The organism is Nocardioides sp. NBC_00368, assembly GCF_036090055.1.
GTDB lineage: Bacteria > Actinomycetota > Actinomycetes > Propionibacteriales > Nocardioidaceae > Nocardioides.
Genome location: NZ_CP107970.1, coordinates 2043008 through 2059405, shown reverse-complemented (window position 1 = coordinate 2059405; position 16398 = coordinate 2043008). Strand labels below are relative to the sequence as shown.

16 protein-coding genes are annotated in these 16398 nt (G+C 69.7%); 8 read left to right on the top strand and 8 right to left on the bottom strand.

Annotated elements, in window-relative coordinates; translation table 11 throughout:
• The first annotated feature begins 16 nt into the window (after nt 1-16).
• A complete protein-coding gene (locus OG984_RS09805; RefSeq protein ID WP_328531402.1) occupies nt 17-646 on the top strand; it encodes a trimeric intracellular cation channel family protein in 630 nt (209 codons plus the stop codon).
• Nucleotides 647-669: 23 nt separating this feature from the next.
• Here the strand turns inward: OG984_RS09805 and OG984_RS09800 are convergent, their stop codons facing one another.
• Both OG984_RS09800 and OG984_RS09795 read right to left on the bottom strand, forming a co-directional pair.
• Entirely contained in the window at nt 670-1212 is a 543-nt protein-coding gene (locus tag OG984_RS09800; RefSeq protein WP_328531401.1) for a hypothetical protein, read from the bottom strand.
• A complete protein-coding gene (locus tag OG984_RS09795; RefSeq protein WP_328531400.1) occupies nt 1209-2960 on the bottom strand; it encodes a PHP domain-containing protein in 1752 nt (583 codons plus the stop codon). The genes OG984_RS09800 and OG984_RS09795 overlap by 4 nt, the downstream gene beginning before the upstream one ends.
• Before the next feature lie 243 nt (nt 2961-3203).
• Between OG984_RS09795 and OG984_RS09790 the strand changes: the two genes are divergently transcribed.
• Nucleotides 3204-3857, top strand: coding sequence for a DUF3159 domain-containing protein (locus OG984_RS09790; RefSeq protein WP_328531399.1), 654 nt, complete (start codon nt 3204-3206; stop codon nt 3855-3857).
• On the opposite strand, the gene OG984_RS09785 is transcribed toward OG984_RS09790, so the two are convergent.
• On the bottom strand, nt 3839-4708 hold the full coding sequence (locus tag OG984_RS09785; protein WP_328531398.1) for a LysR family transcriptional regulator: 870 nt from the start codon (nt 4706-4708) through the stop codon (nt 3839-3841). The two genes, OG984_RS09790 and OG984_RS09785, sit on opposite strands and share 19 nt — an antisense overlap.
• Nucleotides 4709-4808: 100 nt before the next feature.
• Between OG984_RS09785 and OG984_RS09780 the strand changes: the two genes are divergently transcribed.
• Complete coding sequence (locus OG984_RS09780) at nt 4809-5162, top strand: nuclear transport factor 2 family protein (protein WP_328531397.1); 354 nt, start codon at nt 4809-4811, stop codon at nt 5160-5162.
• An 8-nt stretch (nt 5163-5170) separates the two neighbouring features.
• Here OG984_RS09780 and OG984_RS09775 read toward each other — a convergent pair whose 3' ends face one another.
• The 5 genes from OG984_RS09775 to OG984_RS09755 form a co-directional block, all read right to left on the bottom strand.
• Complete coding sequence (locus tag OG984_RS09775) at nt 5171-5980, bottom strand: alpha/beta fold hydrolase (RefSeq protein ID WP_328531396.1); 810 nt, start codon at nt 5978-5980, stop codon at nt 5171-5173.
• A 144-nt stretch (nt 5981-6124) separates the two neighbouring features.
• On the bottom strand, nt 6125-8896 hold the full coding sequence (locus OG984_RS09770; RefSeq protein WP_442940977.1) for an ATP-binding protein: 2772 nt from the start codon (nt 8894-8896) through the stop codon (nt 6125-6127).
• Nucleotides 8897-9243: 347 nt separating this feature from the next.
• A complete protein-coding gene (locus OG984_RS09765; protein WP_328531394.1) occupies nt 9244-9675 on the bottom strand; it encodes a hypothetical protein in 432 nt (143 codons plus the stop codon).
• A 70-nt stretch (nt 9676-9745) separates the two neighbouring features.
• Nucleotides 9746-10516 (bottom strand): SDR family oxidoreductase, encoded by a 771-nt coding sequence (locus OG984_RS09760; protein WP_328531393.1) that lies wholly within the window; start codon nt 10514-10516, stop codon nt 9746-9748.
• A 269-nt stretch (nt 10517-10785) separates the two neighbouring features.
• Complete coding sequence (locus tag OG984_RS09755) at nt 10786-11412, bottom strand: TetR/AcrR family transcriptional regulator (protein WP_328531392.1); 627 nt, start codon at nt 11410-11412, stop codon at nt 10786-10788.
• A 334-nt stretch (nt 11413-11746) separates the two neighbouring features.
• Between OG984_RS09755 and OG984_RS09750 the strand changes: the two genes are divergently transcribed.
• The 5 genes from OG984_RS09750 to OG984_RS09730 all read left to right on the top strand — a co-directional run bounded on the left by OG984_RS09750 (nt 11747) and on the right by OG984_RS09730 (nt 16286).
• The gene (locus OG984_RS09750; RefSeq protein ID WP_328531391.1) at nt 11747-12667 is read left to right on the top strand and encodes a patatin-like phospholipase family protein; all 921 of its coding nucleotides are present in this window, start codon (nt 11747-11749) and stop codon (nt 12665-12667) included.
• The gene (locus OG984_RS09745) at nt 12664-13839 is read left to right on the top strand and encodes a macrolide family glycosyltransferase (RefSeq protein WP_328531390.1); all 1176 of its coding nucleotides are present in this window, start codon (nt 12664-12666) and stop codon (nt 13837-13839) included. Before OG984_RS09750 ends, OG984_RS09745 begins: the two co-directional genes overlap by 4 nt.
• Nucleotides 13840-13843: 4 nt before the next feature.
• Nucleotides 13844-14320 carry a hypothetical protein gene (locus OG984_RS09740; protein ID WP_328531389.1) on the top strand — a complete coding sequence of 159 codons (477 nt, stop codon included), beginning with the start codon at nt 13844-13846 and terminating at the stop codon, nt 14318-14320.
• Nucleotides 14317-15240: a hypothetical protein gene (locus OG984_RS09735; protein WP_328531388.1), complete on the top strand. Its 924-nt coding sequence runs from the start codon at nt 14317-14319 to the stop codon at nt 15238-15240. Before OG984_RS09740 ends, OG984_RS09735 begins: the two co-directional genes overlap by 4 nt.
• 197 nt (nt 15241-15437) lie before the next feature.
• Nucleotides 15438-16286, top strand: coding sequence for an alpha/beta fold hydrolase (locus OG984_RS09730; protein WP_328531387.1), 849 nt, complete (start codon nt 15438-15440; stop codon nt 16284-16286).
• Nucleotides 16287-16398 lie beyond the last annotated feature (112 nt).

Genomic DNA, 16398 nt, shown 5'->3' with positions numbered 1-16398 from the left:
AGGCGACCATTTGGCAGTGGAACAGACGCTGACCCTTCTCGTGCTCGACCTGGTCGGGTGCTTCGTCTTCGCGCTCTCCGGCGGTCTGATGGCGGTCCGCAAGGAGCTCGACATCTTCGGCGTGATCGTCCTCGCCTGCGTCACCGGTCTCGGCGGCGGCTTCCTGCGTGACATGGCCATCGGCGCGACGCCGGTCGCCGCGCTCTCCGACTGGCGCTACCTCGTGGTGCCGATGACGGCCGGCCTGCTGACGTTCTTCTTCCACCCGGCGCTGGGCCGCCTGGAGCCCATGGTCAACGTCTTCGACGCCCTCGGGCTGGGGCTGTTCGTCATCGCCGGCGCGGTCAAGGCGCTCGACTTCGGGCTCTCCCCGCTCGCGGCCGCGATCATGGGCCTGGCCACCGGCGTCGGCGGCGGCGCGATCCGCGACGTCCTCGCCGGCCGGGTCCCGATCATCCTGCGCCGCAGCGTCTTCTACGCGATCCCGGCCTTCGCCGGCGCCGCGGTCGCGGCCTTCGGGCTGTTCGCCGGTGTGCCGGCGACGCTCGTCATGGCGGTCGCGTTCGTCACCTGTTCCGGGTGGCGGCTCCTGGCGATGTGGCGCCACTGGGAGGCGCCGCTGCCGCGGGGCTCGGCGTCGGTCTGAGGCTCGTCACTCAGAGGCTGGTCTCAGTGGTCGGAGCAGCAGGGGATCTGGTGGCGGGCCTCGAATGGCACCAGCCCGGCGGCCGCCCGCTGGACCAGGAGCACGCACCGCCCCTCGCGCCACACCGGCCGCGCGAACCCGGTGAGGTCGAGGGTGTCGCCGGGGTCGAGGTCGATCCCGGCCAGCCCCTCCACCGCGTCGACGACGCTGCCGGACTCGACCGCGGCCACCGTGGTCACGGTCTCGATGCTCGTCCGGCCGGGATAGCGGGCCAGGCGGCCGGCGGTCCGGGCCTCCGCCTCGGCGATCGCGGGGGAGTCGAGGGTGACGTACGCCTCGGGGAGCCGGTCGGCGAGGAGTGCGGTCAGCTCCTCGGTCGGAGGGCCGTCGGGCCAGTCCAGGACGGCCACGAAGCGAGCAGTCGGCTCGCGCACGACATGGGTGCTGATGACGTACGCGTCCTCGGGCCGGCCCCCGCCGAGCACCTCGTCCAGGCGATGGACGAGGTGCTCGGCGGCGGCGAGGTCCCGGGCGTCGGCGTCGACGGCCAGGCGCTGGGTGGTCATCGAGTGGGGACGACCCAGACCGGGTTGGTGTAGAACCACAGGTCGACCCACGGGTCGGCGTCGCCGACGACGTCGATCGCGGGACCGGCCGGGTCGATGTTCGCACCGAGGTAGCCGGGCTGGGACCGATTGGCGTCGGTGCCGCGCAGGCGCACGTAGAAGGCCTCCTCCAGCTCGCCGAGGCCGTAGCGCAGCGTGTAGGTGCCGGTGCGGCCGGAGACGTCGGTCTGCTTGATGACCCGGGTGTCCGGGGCGGTCATCGTGTCGGCGTCACCGGACGCGTGGTCGACGTCGACTGCCCCGCGGATCACGTCCACGCGGTTGAGCTGCGGGATGAACTGCGACCAGTTCGGGACGTCCTGGGCCGTGATCGTGACCACCAGCTCGACGCGGCTGCCGCGTGGCGCCTGCAGCGTGCCCCCGAGGGTCTCGGAGACCGTCCCGCGGCGGCTGGTGGCGACCACCCGGACGTCGAGACTCTTGACCAGGCTGCCGTGGTCGACCCAGACCCGGCCGTCGCGCATGCCGCGCATCACTGCGCCGTAGTCGCGGGTGCTGGCGCCTACGTGGGTTCGGCTGTAGAAGCCTGGCCAGAAGTCGGCCAGGTCGAGCTGGATCCCGCCGCCGTAGACCGGGTCGTCGTAGCGTCCGTTGGCGTTGAAGTCGCCGCCACCGCGGACGGCCGTGTCGCTCCAGTTGCGGTGCGAGTCGGAGTTCGCGGTGATCGACCAGGGCTTCCCTTCGGCGAGCAGGGAGTCCCACAGACCGCCGACGGTCGAGGTGTAGAAGTCGAAGCCGCCCCAGGAACGGTAGCTCTCCGGCGGGTAGCCCGGGAACGAGTCTGCACCGGCAGAGTTGCCGTAGCCGCCGCGCGCGCTGCCCGGACCGTAGCCGGTCGGCAGCCCGCCGGCCTGGTGTCCGGGTGCGCCTTCCCAGCCGATCGCGATCCGAGGATCGGCGTCGCGCCAGGCCCGCACCTCATGGGGGCTGTCGATGCCGTTGCGGGCTGGATGGTTGGCGAGGAACAGCGCATCCTCGATCCGGCGCTTGGCCTTCTGGGTGCCGAGCCACTGGATCCCGGCGACGGCGAGCGCCTCGTTCTCCGGGGTGTTGGCGCGAGCGTTCTTGACGCTGCCGTCGTAGTCGTTCTCGAACTGCTTGAGCACCGCGACCTCGTTGCGCCCCGGAGCGACGAAGACCGTCCCGTGCTCTGCGGCCGGGATGTTCCACTCCAGACCCTGGAAGATCAGTGTCTCCGGGAGGATCTTGCGCGCTGCGACGATGTCGGGGTTGACCAGGTCGACGCCGAGCTTCGCGTGGGTCGCGCCGCCGTGGTCGGTGATGACCAGCCAGTCCAGGCCGTACGCAGCGCCGTGCTGCGCCTGGTCGATGACTCGGTACATCCCGTCCGAGCTGTACTGGGTGTGGATGTGGTGGTCGCCCGCGAGCCAGTGCCGGATCGTGGCCCGGTTGCCCGTCCGGGCGGTGGCGGTGGCGGCCTCGGCCATCGCCGGCGTCACGCCGGTCATGCCCGCCATCCCGGCGGTCACGGCCCCGGCGATACCGGCGGCGCGAAGCAGGTTGCGCCGAGAGACCTCGGCAGGACGCAGGTCGCCGTCGGACGCGTCCGAGGAGGCGGCGAGGGTGATCTCGTCGACCTCGTGGGAGTGAGAGTGGGAGTGGCTGTGCTCGTGGTCGTGGTGGTGCCCGTCGGGCCCGTGCGAGTGGGGGTGGTGCTCGTGTGACACGTTGAAACCTCCGCTGGGGGTAAGCCGTCTCCGCGTGCCCGAGCAGCGGCGCTCAGAGCCAATCGGCGCCGGATGGCCGGGGTACGTCGCCCGGTTGCCCTCCCGGTGAAATTTTGCCAAGGCGTCGCCCCCGCAGGCCGAGGCGTCACCCCGCCGACCGAAGCGTCACCAGCGCAGGCCGAAGCGTCGCTTCTGCAGACCGAGGCGTCACGACCGCTTGCTAGTAAGGTTACCCTTACTCGCGTGACGACGACCGACCGCCGCAACGACGACGCCGAGACCCTGGCCGACCTCCTCGGAGGCGCCCGCGGCGCGATCGACGCCACCGTCCCGCCGGTCGCCTTCGTGGCCGGCTGGCTGGTCAGCGGGGAGCTGTGGGTCGCGACGGTGGTGGCGCTCGGCCTGGCCGCGGCGGTGGCCGTGTGGCAGTGGCGCAAGGGCCGCAAGCCGCGCGCCGTCCTGCTGGGCGTCGCCGGGGTCGCGGTCGCAGCGATGATCGCGCTGCGTACCGGGCGGGCGGAGGACTTCTTCGTGGTCCAGCTTGCGGCCAACGCGGCCAGCGCTCTGGTGTGGGCGGTCAGCATCGCATTCCGCTGGCCGCTGCTCGGCGTGGTCGTCGGCCTGGTGCTGCGCCAGCGCGGCGCCTGGCGCCGCGATCCGGTGCTGCTGCACGGCTATGCGTTGGCGAGCTGGGTCTGGGTCTGTCAGTACGTCATCCGGGTCGCCATCTTCGGCCCGCTGTGGTGGTCCGGCGACGTGGTCGCCCTGGCGATCGCCCGGGTCGCGCTCAGCTGGCCGCTGGTTGCGTTGTGCCTTCTGGTGAGCTGGTTCGTGCTGCGTCGCTCGCTGCCCGACGGCCACCCCGGGCTGCGCCATCCTCAGGTCAGCGCGGCCTGAAGCAGGCCGTAGAGCCGGCGGGTGGCGCGCTGCTGGTCGCCCTCCCGGATCACGAGCGCCAGCCCGGCGCGCACCTCCGCATCCACGATCGGCGTCGCGACCAGATCGCTCCCGGCAGCCATCGACTCCGCCAGCACACAGACCCCCAGTCCGCGTGCGGTGAGCCCGAGCAGCGTCTCCGGGTTGGAGCCGGACAGGTCGACCTTCGGCTCGACGCCGGCCCGGGCGCACGACCGCTCCAGAGCTGTCCGTACGCCGGTCCCCGGTGGGATGCACAGCACCGTCTCCTCGTGGACGTCGGCGAGCCGAGGCTGAGCGCCGGCGAGGCGATGGCCGGCCGGTGTGATCACCGCGAGCCGCTCGTCGCTGACCGACTCCGTGGCCAGGCCGTCGCTGACAGGTCCCGCGTGCGAGATCAGGCTCAGGTCGAGCTCGCCGGCCAGCGTACGTTGCTGGAGGCGGTCGGAGGTGTCCTCGACGAGCTCGACGCCGACGCCGGGATGCTCGCGGTGGAAGGTGGCCACGGCGTCGAGGAAGCCGGGGATCGTGCAGCCCGCGATCATCCCGAGGCGTACGTGGCCGTGGATCAGGTCGCTCAGCTCGTCCGCGCTCTGCCGCACGCCCTCGATCGCCCGGATCGCCTCGCGGGCGCGGGGGAGAAGCGTCTCACCGGCGTGGGTGAGCCGTACGCTGCGGGGACCTCGGACGAGCAGCTCGTGCCCGAGCTCGCGCTCGAGCTTGGCGAGCTGGGCGCTGATGCCCGACTGGCTGACGTGGAGGCGCTGCGCCGCGGCCGTGAACGAGCCGTGGTCGACGACGGCGACGAAGTAGCGGAGCTGTCCGATCTCCATAAGTATTGATGCTAGCAACCAGCAGAACTATCTGTTTGAGTGTTGGATCGGCTCCGGTCAGGCTGGGTGGTGAAAACCGAATCGACCTGAGGAGATCCCGATGACCGCATCCGCTGCCGAGCTCGCCGAGGCGTACTTCACCGCCTGGCAGGAGCGCGACTTCACCCGCCTGCGCTCGTTGCTGGCCGACGACGTGAGCTTCGCCGGCCCGCTCGCCACGATCGAGGGAGCCGGCGGCTGCGTCGCGGGCCTGGAGGGGATGGCACAGGTGCTCGACAGGATCGAGGTGAAGGAGCGGCTCGCCGCCGGGCCGAGCGTGATCACCTGGTTCGACCTGCACACCACCGTCGCCGAGCCCGCCCCGACCGCCAACTGGATGCGCGTCGATGACGGGCTGATCACCGAGATCCGGGTCGCCTTCGACCCGCGCGAGATCCTGGCGGCGCGCGGCTAGGCGACCTGCTAGGCGATCTGCTGGTCGCGTGGCTGCGTACGAGCGGTCTCGCGGATGACCTCGGCCACCAGGTCGGGGTCGTCGTTCATCGGTACGTGGCCGCAGCCCGCCAGCCGGCGGTGGGTCGCGTGCGGGAGACGCTGCGCGGCCACCTTCGCCTGGTAGGGGAGCAGGGTGAGGTCGCGGGAGGCCCAGGCGATCGTGGTGGGGACGTCGGGCTCGGGCGGTCCGGGGTAGTCGTAGCGGTAGACACCGCTGAAGAACGTCTTGATCCCTTCCCGCGAGGCGACCATGTTGGCCGTGTCGGCGGCCGCGACCGCCGGGTCGATCCGCTCCGGGTGGGCGAAGAAGGGGCTCATCGTGACCGTACGCGCCACCCGAGACTGCAGCACCGTCCCCGCCACCGGCGCCAGCGGCCGCGCCACCGCCTGGATGCCGGCGAACAGGCCACGCACGTAGAGGTAGTCGACGCGGTTCATCCAGAACCCGGCGGGGGAGAGCGCCGTCACCGTACGCGCGTGCCCCGCATCGCCCATTTCCAGTGCGAGCAGCCCACCGAGGCTGTTGCCCGCGACGTGCGGCCGCTCGACCCCGAGCTCGCTGCGCAGCGCATGGAGCTCCGCCGTCACCGCCTCCCGCACCGTACGTCCCGCCAGATCGAACGCCGGCGACTCGCCGTGCCCGGGCAGATCGACCGTGATCACCTCGAACTCGTCGGCCAGCCGCTCGACCACCCCCGCCCACGCCTGCCGGCGGTGCGCGATGCCGTGGATCAGGAGCAGCGGCTCCCCGCTGCCGGTCCGTTCGTACGCGAGCATCCTCGCTCCTTCCGGTTGCCTCCGGGTGTCGTGCCGATGGCTCGGAGCCTACGTCCGGCGTGTCCCCGAACGTGTCTCCACGCCGATGCACATGTTGTCCGCTGACCGGAGGCTGTCCGAGTAGGCCGAGGCAGGAGACCCGGATCAGGCCGTGGTCGCCGAGCTGTCACGGGGCAGCTTGGCGGATATCTCCCTTCGTGAGGAGATGCCGAGCTTCTGGAACACCTTGCGCAGGTGCCATTCCACCGTGTGGGGGCTGAGGAACAGCCGCGCGCCGATCTCGGGGTTCGTCAGCCCCTCGCCGGCGAGCCGCGCGATCTGCTCCTCCTGCGTGGTCAAGGCCGCCTTCGAAGCGATGGTCTGTTTACGCCGAATGGTTGCACCGGTCGCTCGGAGCTCGCGCTCGGCGCGTCCGGCGAAGGCTTCGAGCCCGAACTGGGTCAGCATCTCGTGCGCCGTGGTCAGTTGGACCCGGGCATCCGTGCGACGACCCTCGCGCCTGAGCCACTCGCCGTACGTGAGATGCGCGCGAGCCAGGTCTACGCGAGCCTGGGTCCTACCCAGGCGCTCGATGGCCTCGATGGACAGCTGCTCCGCTTGGCCATCCGGACTGAGCAGCGCACGCGACCGCGCCTCGAGGCCGAGTGCCCACTCGGTTCCGCTGGCCCGGGCGACCTGCGAGAGCTGCTCCAACGTGTCGGAGGCGAGCTCGCGGTCGTTGCTGTACGCCGCCGCCTCGACCAGCTCCGGCAAGGCCCACCTCGCCACCCCGAACTGTTCATGCGAAGCCGCTGCCTCGCTGGCGGCCGCCAGCGCTTCCTCATAGCGGGCGAGACCGTTGCAGAGCACCGCCCGGGCCCAGTGAGTCACCACAACCGCGGCACCCTGGCCGCGCGGCACCGCCTCGCTCATCATCGTGTCGATGAGAGAGCGAGCCTCCCGTTCGCGGCCTCGGAAGGACGCCAGGACGAGCGGTTGCACGCGCGCCGTCTGACTGCCGATCGCCTCGCTCACCATGTCCACCTCACCTATGAGAGCCGCGCCAGCCGCCAGCTCTCCGGCCAGAATGTGGACCAGACTTCGCGAGTCGAGCGCGTGCGGCAGCTCTGTGAGCGCTCCGGCGTTGCGGGTGATCGTCACGTGTCGTGTCGCCAGGAGGTCCCAGCTGTGGTCGTCCCACAGGTCGGCCGCTATCACCTCGGCCAGCCATACCCAGCGCGATGAGCTTCGGTCCGAAGTGTCGTCGCGAAAACGCTGGAGAACCCGCTTCTTGATGTCTGCGGCAGCTGAATAGCCGTCCGCCATGCTCACGGCCAGGGCCTGCAAGAGATCGTCGGGAAGTTCCGGTGCTTCAGGTCGAGGCGCAGATCGGGCGGCGGCGATCACCTCGCGGATGCCCGGTCCACGCGCTAGAGGGCCAGCGAAGACCGCTGCCAGGACGGCCTCCAGATAGGTGTCGCGCGCCAGCGTGAGGTCGATCTGCTCGAGCCGTCGCGCGGCGGCGAGCAGCAAAGGTGGTGCTTCCTCGCCCCGATTCTGGGCGAACGCAATCTGAGCGCGAAGGCGGTGGGCCAGTGCTAACCGGAGCTCGTCGGGCGGACCGGACTCGGCGATGGCGAGAAGGCCGGCCGCGGCGTCGAACTCGCCGGCCTGGAGCTTGGCCTGTGCGGCGTCCAGGGCGCGCCGGGCACGCTCGGCCGGATCGGGCGTGAGCGCCGTTGCTCGCTCGAGAAACGCTGCGACTGAGGCATTGCTGCCCCGAGCCCGGGCCCGCTCCGCCGACTGCTGGAGTTCGGCGGCCACCCCTTCGTCAGGCCCCGTTGCCGCCTGTGCCGAGTGCCAGGCCCGAAGATCGAGATCAGCACCTATGTCGATTGACTCGGCGAGTACCCGATGCGCCTCTCGGCGTTCGCTCGCGGATGCCGCCCGGTACACCGCCGACCGCACCAGTGGGTGTCGGAACCGGACCTTGGTGCCCAACGTAATCAGTTCAGAGACGTCGGCATGCTCGATGGCGGCCTCGATGTCGATCCCGATGCGCTCGGCCGCGCGGCGTAGCAAGGTTGCGTCACCGAACGGCTCGGCGGCGGCGATGGACAAGACGAGTCGGGCGTCCGCGGGAAGGGACTCGATCCGGCGTTGAAACCCTTCCTCGAGCTTGACGGGCAAGGGGCGCGCCTCGGCACCGACGAGTCCGCCCGCCAGCTCGGCAGCGGTGAGGCTGCGGGGCAGCTCGAGCAGTGCCAGCGGATTGCCGTCGGCCTCGGCCAGGAGACGGTCGTGCACATGCGGGTCGAACGGGCCGGGAGTGACCGAGGCGAGGAGGGCTCGGGCGTCGTGATCAGAGAGGCGCGTGACATGCAGCTCTGGCAAGCCGGTAAGCGCCCCAGCGGGGGCGGGCTCACGACCCGCGAAGACCAGCACGACGGACTCGGCCAACAGCCGACGGGCGACGAAGCCCAACGTGAGTGCCGAGGCCTGATCCAGCCACTGCGAATCGTCGATCAGGCAGACGAGGGGTCGGGTTGACGCCGCGTCAGCGAGCAGACTCAACGCCGCCAGCGCGACGAAGAACTGGTCGGGCGCCGGCCCCGCGCGCATGCCGAACGCCGTGGCAAGGGCCTCGGCCTGCGGCTTGGGAAGGCGGTCCAGTCCGGTGAGCAGGGGCATGCAGAGCTGGTGCAGACCGGCGTATGACAGTTCCATCTCGGACTCGACGCCCGCGGCTCGCAAGACCCGGCAGTCGGAGGAGCTCCGATGAACGTGCTTCAGGAGCTCGGTCTTGCCTATCCCCGGTGCTCCGCGGAGGACCAGGGCTGCACTACGCCCCGCCCTTGCTCCTGCCAGCAAGTCGTCGAGAGTCTGACACTCGTCCATCCGCCCGATCAGGCCTGCATGTGGACCTAGGGGAGTCACCTGCCGCCTCCTTTCGGGAGGATACACACGGTTTTGAACCGCCCGATCGGCCGCGATTGGTTCGCATCAGTGTGCCACGAGAACCCACTCGTCGTGTCCTGACAAGCCGGGTCCGGCAGACGTTGATCGACCTGGAGCGGCAGCTGCGTCGAGGGTCACCATGCCCTTCCGAGCCACCCGGGGGAGGAACCTCTGCCTCCAGTCTGGCCGGGGAGGTCCTGGTCTGTCCCGGGCTCAACGGTGTCCGGATCCCTGCATGGTGTTGCCCCATGCCAGGCGAAACGTAGGTACCGGGTCGTGTCGCGCCGAGATTGCAGGCGCCCTGGGTTACGTGAGGTTGCGGATGACTACCGCTGGGTCCCCGCTCGATGAAGCTGACCGGCCATCGCGAAGACCGTCGCGGGCAGGAGGATGGTCAGCAATGAGTTGGTCGCCGTGAGAAGTATGGCGTCTGTGGTGCTCATGTGCTCGAGATGGAGGGAGTGGAAGAGCAGGTGTGGGAGGCCGAACGCGATCACTGCAGTGGCCGCGGTCCGCACGATCAGCGGGCTCATGACGATCGCCGCAACGACGGAGATCACGGTGACGGCAAGGTTCATGAAGCCGTAGTCACGGACCAGGTGCTCGTTGTACGGCGGCAGCATCGCCACCCAACCCGTGTCGAGCAACGGGACCGGCCCGTGTTCGTAGAAGGACTTGGGCCAGAACCCGGCCCACAGCCCGATCGTGCCGGTGAGGGTGCCCATGACGATGACCAGCGACCTCGTCCACACTCTCATCTCTGCCACCCACCCGAGCGGGGCGGCGACCCGAGGTCGCCTCGAGTCGTCTGGCAGGCGATCAGCACCATCACGGCGTCCGAGGGACGAAGTCAGAAGCTGCTCCCGACCGCAGCCAGGCATCGAACGTCTCGGTGCCGTGGTCTGCGCCAGGGCCAGGGATCAGAGTGCCGTCGCGCAGTGCCCGTCCCACCGCCCCTGGCAGGGGTGTCGGAACGACCCAACCCTTCATGCCGGTCGCGGCCTTGAGAGCCCGCACCATGTCGACCATCTGCTCGTCCTGCGGACCGCCGAAGTCTGGGACTCGTCCGGCGGGGCCGGCCTCGGCGAGGTCGATGAGGCGCGCTGCGACTTCCCGGGCCGACACCGGTTGGCAGCGCATCTTGGGGACGATCAGGAAGGGGCCACGCCTCAACCGTTCGGTGATCTGCCCGGCGATCTCGTGGAACTGGGTGGCCCGCTGGATCGTCCACGGCACCTTGCTCTGTGAGACGAGCTGTTCCTGAAGTGCTTTGCCCGAGTAGTAGCCGTACGGGGCTTCGACGGCCCCGACGATGGACAGCGCGAGATGGTGCGCGACGCCTGCGGCTGTCTCTGCTGTGAGGAGGTTGCGCGTGACCGTCCTGTAGAACGTGTCCGATTCTCGCGCGGACTGCGTGGGGATCGAGGTCACGTCCACGACCACCTCGACTCCGTCTAGCGCTGCGGCCAGTCCGGTGCCGGCCACGAGGTCCACACCCTGCCCGCGTGCAAAGACGACGGCGTCGTGGCCGCGCGCCTGCGCCACCTCCACGACGTGCCGTCCGAGCACTCCAGTTCCGCCGGCCACTGCGATCCGCATGTCAGCTCCCTTCATCCTTGGCCCTCTGTCTCCGTATGACCCCGCGTGGGGCGCAGATGTGACATACGCAGGCCAGGGGCGGAGTCACGGGCGTGTAGGAGGTACAGGAGGAGCCGGCCGGCGAGTTCGCTGGCGCGAGAGAGCACGGTGCCTGGAGGGCCGCCTTGCCTTCCCGCGCAGACTGAAGAAGGCTGCCTCGGTCTCGGGCCCCGCGGCTCGTCGACCTCGTGAGCGCTCGGGATCCCGGTCCGGGTGAGAAGCCTTACCTGTCAGTTGGGATTCGGGTGGGCGAAGTAGCGCTGAATCGTCGGCGCCACCCACCTGATCACGTCATCGGGTGGCAGGGTGGCGAGCCGATCGAAGCGAAGCAGGTACCTGGCGGCACCGAGCCCCAGGAGCTGCGAGGCGATGAGACCGGCTCGCAGCTCGGCATCTTCGATCTCGAACGCCTGGATCAGCGGCACGAGCAGGCGAACTTGGAGAAAGTCGCGCAGCATGTGCTCCGAGGCCTGCTGCCCCAGGGCGCTTCGCATGAGCGCGACGATCGGGTTGCGTCCTTCGTCGGCATCCCAAGTCTCCAGGAAGAGTCTGACGAGCTGCTCTCCGGCGCCTTCCAGGCCGCCTGCAGCGACAGCTGCGATTCGTTCGTCCGGGTCGAAGGGCCACTCGACGCACGCCTCGAACAGCTGCTCCTTGGAGCCGAAGAAGTGCATCACCAGAGCCGGATCGACGTCTGCTTCGTGTGCTACCGACCTGATCGTCGTCGCAGCGAACCCGCGCTCCGCGAACAGGCTCAACGCGGCTCTACGGATGCGATCGCGGCTCTCGCCGGGGGAGACCTGCGCTCTGCGGCCCCGCTTGCGTGGTTCCGAGCCCCGCGGGCTTTTGACAGACACATCGCCAAGGTATCAACATCGTTGTATTCAATGCCGTTGAATTAATCGCGCTTCGTTCTCCTGGAAGGTTCCGATGAGCTCCCAGACAGCCCAGACCACCTCCGAGCAGAGCGCCGATGGCTTCGACCTCTGACAACGCCTCGGACATCGGGACGCCCGTGACGAGCATGCGTCCTATCCCGATCTCGAGTCGTAGGAGCGATGGCCCTGGTGGAGGGCGATGCCTCCTCGGTGTGCCGCGTCCGGTTTGCGATGTGCCCGTCGTCTGTCACACGTCGGCACGCAGATCGGTCGAACCTCATGACCACCACGAGGCCGACAGAAAGTGATGCGCATGGACGCCAACCACAGCGAGATGCTCGCGCCGACTGCTCGATCCGCAGTCGCGGTCGCCCGCGCACCGCGCTCGAGCCTGGATGACCTTCCCCGGCCGGTCGCAGTCGTCGTCAGCGGTGGAGGCGTCCTGGGAGCCGCTCACGCCGGCGTCGGCTACGCCCTCGAACAGCGAGGTTTCGTCCCCGACCTCATCGTCGGCACGTCCGTGGGCGCGCTCACTGGTGCCGTCGGAGCGGCACACCCGCATGACGCCGCCCAGCGGCTACAGGACGTGTGGGTCGGCCTGTCGCGCCGCGACGTGTTCCCGGTGGGATACTTCCCGGCCCGAACCAGCGTGTGCGGCGACCGCGGACTGCGCCGACTCATCGAGCGCGCCGATGTCCCAGCCCGCATCGAGCAGCTCCCCGTTCCGTTCGTAGCGGTCGCCACCGACCTCGCCACCGGAGACGAGGTGACGCTCGACCACGGGAACCTCACGACCGCGCTGCTGGCGAGCACAGCCATCCCCGGCATCCTGCCGCCGGTCGAACGTGACGGTCGCACCCTCGTCGACGGCGGCGTCGTCTCCTGCGTCCCGGTGCGCGCAGCCCGACTGGCAGGTGCCGCCAGCGTGCTCGTCCTGACCACTGGCGCTTGGACCCCGGACGGCGGCGCCCTGCGCGGTCGCAGTGCGACTGCGGTCGCGCTCCGCGCCTATCGTCTGCGCCTTCAGGACCAGGTACGACGCGACCTGCGCGAAGTCGCCACCGCAGTCCCGACCGTGGTCCTGCCCACGGGGGTGGACGCCTGGCCCGCGGCGTGGGACTTCGACCACTCACAGCGGCTCATCCGCACTGCGTACGAGACCGCCTGCCGGTTCCTGGACGATCTGCGCATCGACGGTCCCGGTCTGTACACGACCACCGAAAGGGCCCGATGAGCACCATCTCGTTCCTCAACATCTCCATGCATGGTCGGGTCAACCCGACACTGCCGTTGGTGGCCGAACTGGCACGGCGCGGGCACACGGTCAGCTACCACACCGCACCGGCCTTCGCCGACGAGATCCGCGCCGCAGGCGCCACCGTCCACCCCTACGACGGTCCCGACCACCCGCTCCCGGACCCGCCCACGCCGCTGGGCCTCGTCGCCGGCCTGGCAACCATGGCCGTCGACTTCCTTCCCGGGGTCATCCGAGACCTCTGTGAGATCGAACCCGACCTGGTCGTCCACGACTCCGCGTGCCTGTGGGGTGCAGTGGCTGCTCGCGAGCTCGACGTGCCGGCGGTCTCGTCGTTCACCACGTTCGCCTTCGGGTTCGGCGTCCCCAGCCCCACCGAGGCCGCCCACGCCCTCCGCGACGCCTTCACGGCACCGGGCGCGTTGCGCGATCTCCTCAAAGCTCGAGGGGCGCTGCGGCGCTACGACATCCTCGGTATCCCCGTCGTTGATCTCGGCAACCTGACCCAGCCTCTCAACCTGGTGTTCACCTCGCCGGAGTTCCAGCCGCACGCCGACCTGTTCGACCACAGCTACCGGTTCGTCGGCCCCAGCATCGGCGCACGTCCCGTCGACAACACCTTCGCTGTCGAACATCTCGTGGATCCGGTGCTCTACCTGTCACTCGGCACCGTCTTCGGCGCCGATCCGGCCGTCTTGCGGAGCCTCGCACTCGAGATCGCTCCCCTCGGCGGATCGGTCGTCGTGTCGACCGGGCAGACCGACCCCGACCAGCTCGGCGCCCTCCCGGCGAACGTCATCGTCCGTCGTACCGTCCCTCAGTTGGAGGTGCTGTCGCGTGCCGCGGCTTTCGTCACCCATGGCGGGATGAACAGCGTCAACGAAGCTCTGCTTCACGGCGTCCCCCTCGTCGTCATCCCCCAGGGAGCCGACCAGCCCATGGTGGCGGCGCGAGTCGCCGACCTCGATGCGGGCATCGCAATCAGACCGGCCGATCTGGCCGACGGAGTAGTCCGGACCGCGGTCCGGCGAGTGCTCGTCGAGGACCGGTTCCGTGTCGCCACCGCCGAACTCCGCTCGGCGCAACGCCGCGCCGGCGGGCATCTCCGAGCCGCGGACGAGCTCGAGCATCAGCTCCAGGCGGTGGTGTGAGCCGATGTCGGTCGTTGTCGTCCTCCTGCTGCTCGCCGGCCTGTCCGAGGCGGTCGGTCGGTTGCTGCCGGTGGTGTCTCGCCGGCCGGGTGCCTCCGAGTGGTTCGTCGCCATCTCGCTGGCCACGGGTACGCTCGTCGAAGCCGCGGTCTTCACCTCCTGGCCGTGGGTATCCGAGCTGCTTGCTGCCCGCCTCGGCGGCGACGAGGTCGCGATCGAGTGGACGTCGCGCATGGTCGCGCCGCTGCTGCTCAGCGCCATCCTCGCGTTCCCGCTCCTCGGTCCGTTCCTCCACACACTCCTGATCACCGGCGTCGGCATTCGCCTCGCTCAAGTCCTCCACGCCGAGTCCGACATCGGATGGTGGCCCGCGCTGATGTGCGTCGCCGTCGCCGGCGTCGGCCTCACCGCCGCAGTCACCGCCATTCGGTGGGGTGTCGCGTGGGCCGTCACCCCGCGAACCCGGGCGGCAGTCGCATGAGCGGACTGCTGCCGTGGGTCCTTCTCGTCGGGCTCGCCCTTGTTGTCGAAGCCCTCCTTGCGCGCCACGAGGTGCTGACCTACAGCATCGGGCTCCGCACGCCCGCCTCCACGCTGACCGAAGGGATGCCCTACGCCCGCGGTGCCCTTCCTGATCGGCCGCCGGATGGCTACCTGGTCTACCTCGACGGCATCGGAAAGCGCCGGTTCGCCGACAGCCGTGATGGTGGCCAGCTTGTCCGCGCCCTCATCGATGCCGCACCCGAGCTCCGGATACTCGGTCAGGTACAGCCGTACTCCCCATTGAGCCATCCGCTCGCCGACCGACGGGCCTGGAAGTTCATCCGTCGCCGCGCCGGGATCCTGCTGTTCCTGCACAACGTGATGCAGATCTTCGTCGCAGCCGACCGGCGCTATCGGCCCTTCTACAACAGGGCCGTCGGTACCCAGATCGCCGCCCAGCTCCAGCTCGCCGGCTATCGGCCTGGCAGCGGCATCCCCATCGTGCTCCTCAGCTACAGCGGCGGCGCTCAGGTCGCGACGGGCGCGGTCGACCGGCTACGAGCAGATCTCCTCGCACCGCCGGTCCTGCTCGTCGCCATCGGTGGGTTCCACAATGGAGCGAACGACCTCGCTGGCATCGCCCATTTCCACCGGATCACCAGTCGAAGCGATCGGATCGAGCCGGTCAGTACGTGGCTGTTCCCGCCGCGATGGCGCCTGTGGCGCACCAGCCCGTGGAACAGGGCTGTCCGCGCCGGTAAGGTCACCGTCCACTGGCTGGACCCTTCCTCGCACGTCGGGCCACACAGCTACATCAGCCCGGACGCACGGTTGCCCGACGGGCGGACCTACCTGGCCCGCACCACGGACCTCATCGTCGACGTCGTCCGCGACTTCCACATGACTCATTCAAGGTGAGCGTTGTGCCGCGAGCAGGCGCAGCTGACAGCGGCGGTTGTCACGGGCATGGCGTGCGTTCGGTCAACTCAGGGAGTCGACATCCCTGTCGGCTCCTCTCCGGGCAGCACACTGCTGCCACGGTCCTTCTCGGACGCCTTTCCCGGGCGTGTACCGGCAACCCGGAGCTGTCCCGCGCTGTTGAAAAGGACATCCACATGAGAAACCCCACCGCTCGAACGTCGCGGCGGACATCGACGTACCCGCGCACCGTGGCGCTGCTGTTGTCGGCGCTCGCACTCCTGACCGCTGGCCTTGCCCCGGCGCACAGCATCCCCGAGAGCCACGCGCCGGCCGCGAAGCCGACCGTCGTCCTGGTCCACGGCTCCTGGGCCGACGCGGCCAGCTGGACACGAGTCATCACCACGCTGCACAGCGACGGCTACAAGGTTCGCGCGCTGCCGAACCCGCTCCGGTCGCTGTCCGGCGACGCCGCCTCGGTCCGGGCGTTCCTCGACACCATCCCTGGCCCCGTCGTCCTGGTCGGGCACTCCTACGGCGGGGCCGTCATCACCAACGCCGCCACCGGTGCTCCGAACGTCGAGGCGCTCGTCTACATCAACGCGTTCCAGCCCGACGCCGGCGAGAGCGTCGTCCAGCTCGCCGGACCTGACTCCGCGCTGTCCGCAGATCCGACCACGATCTTCGACTTCGTGCCCGCCACCCTCCCACCCACCCCGGACACCGAGGTCTACCTGAAACGGTCCACCGTGTTCGCCTCGTTCGCCACCGGGCTGGACGGCACCGACAAGAGCATCGTCCACGCGACACAGCGGCCTGCCACGCTCGCCGCTCTCAACGAGCCGTCGGCCGAACCTGCCTGGGCGACGATCCCGTCCTGGAGCCTGATCGGCACCCAGGATGTGATCATCCCCGCCAGCGTCCAGCGCACGATGGCCGAGCGCGCCGGGTCGAAGGTCACGGAGTACAACGCCGGACATGTCGGCCTCATGACGAACCCCGGCGCTGTCGCCCGCATCATCGAGCGAGCAGCGGCGGCTTCCTGACCACCAGGTCTCAGGTCGGCGTCCCGGACGTGCGCAACGCTCGCGTCCGGGGCGTCGAGGTTCTGCTGTGCGTGAGATCTCGAGGGCGCTGCCGTTGAACGGTCAGGGAGAG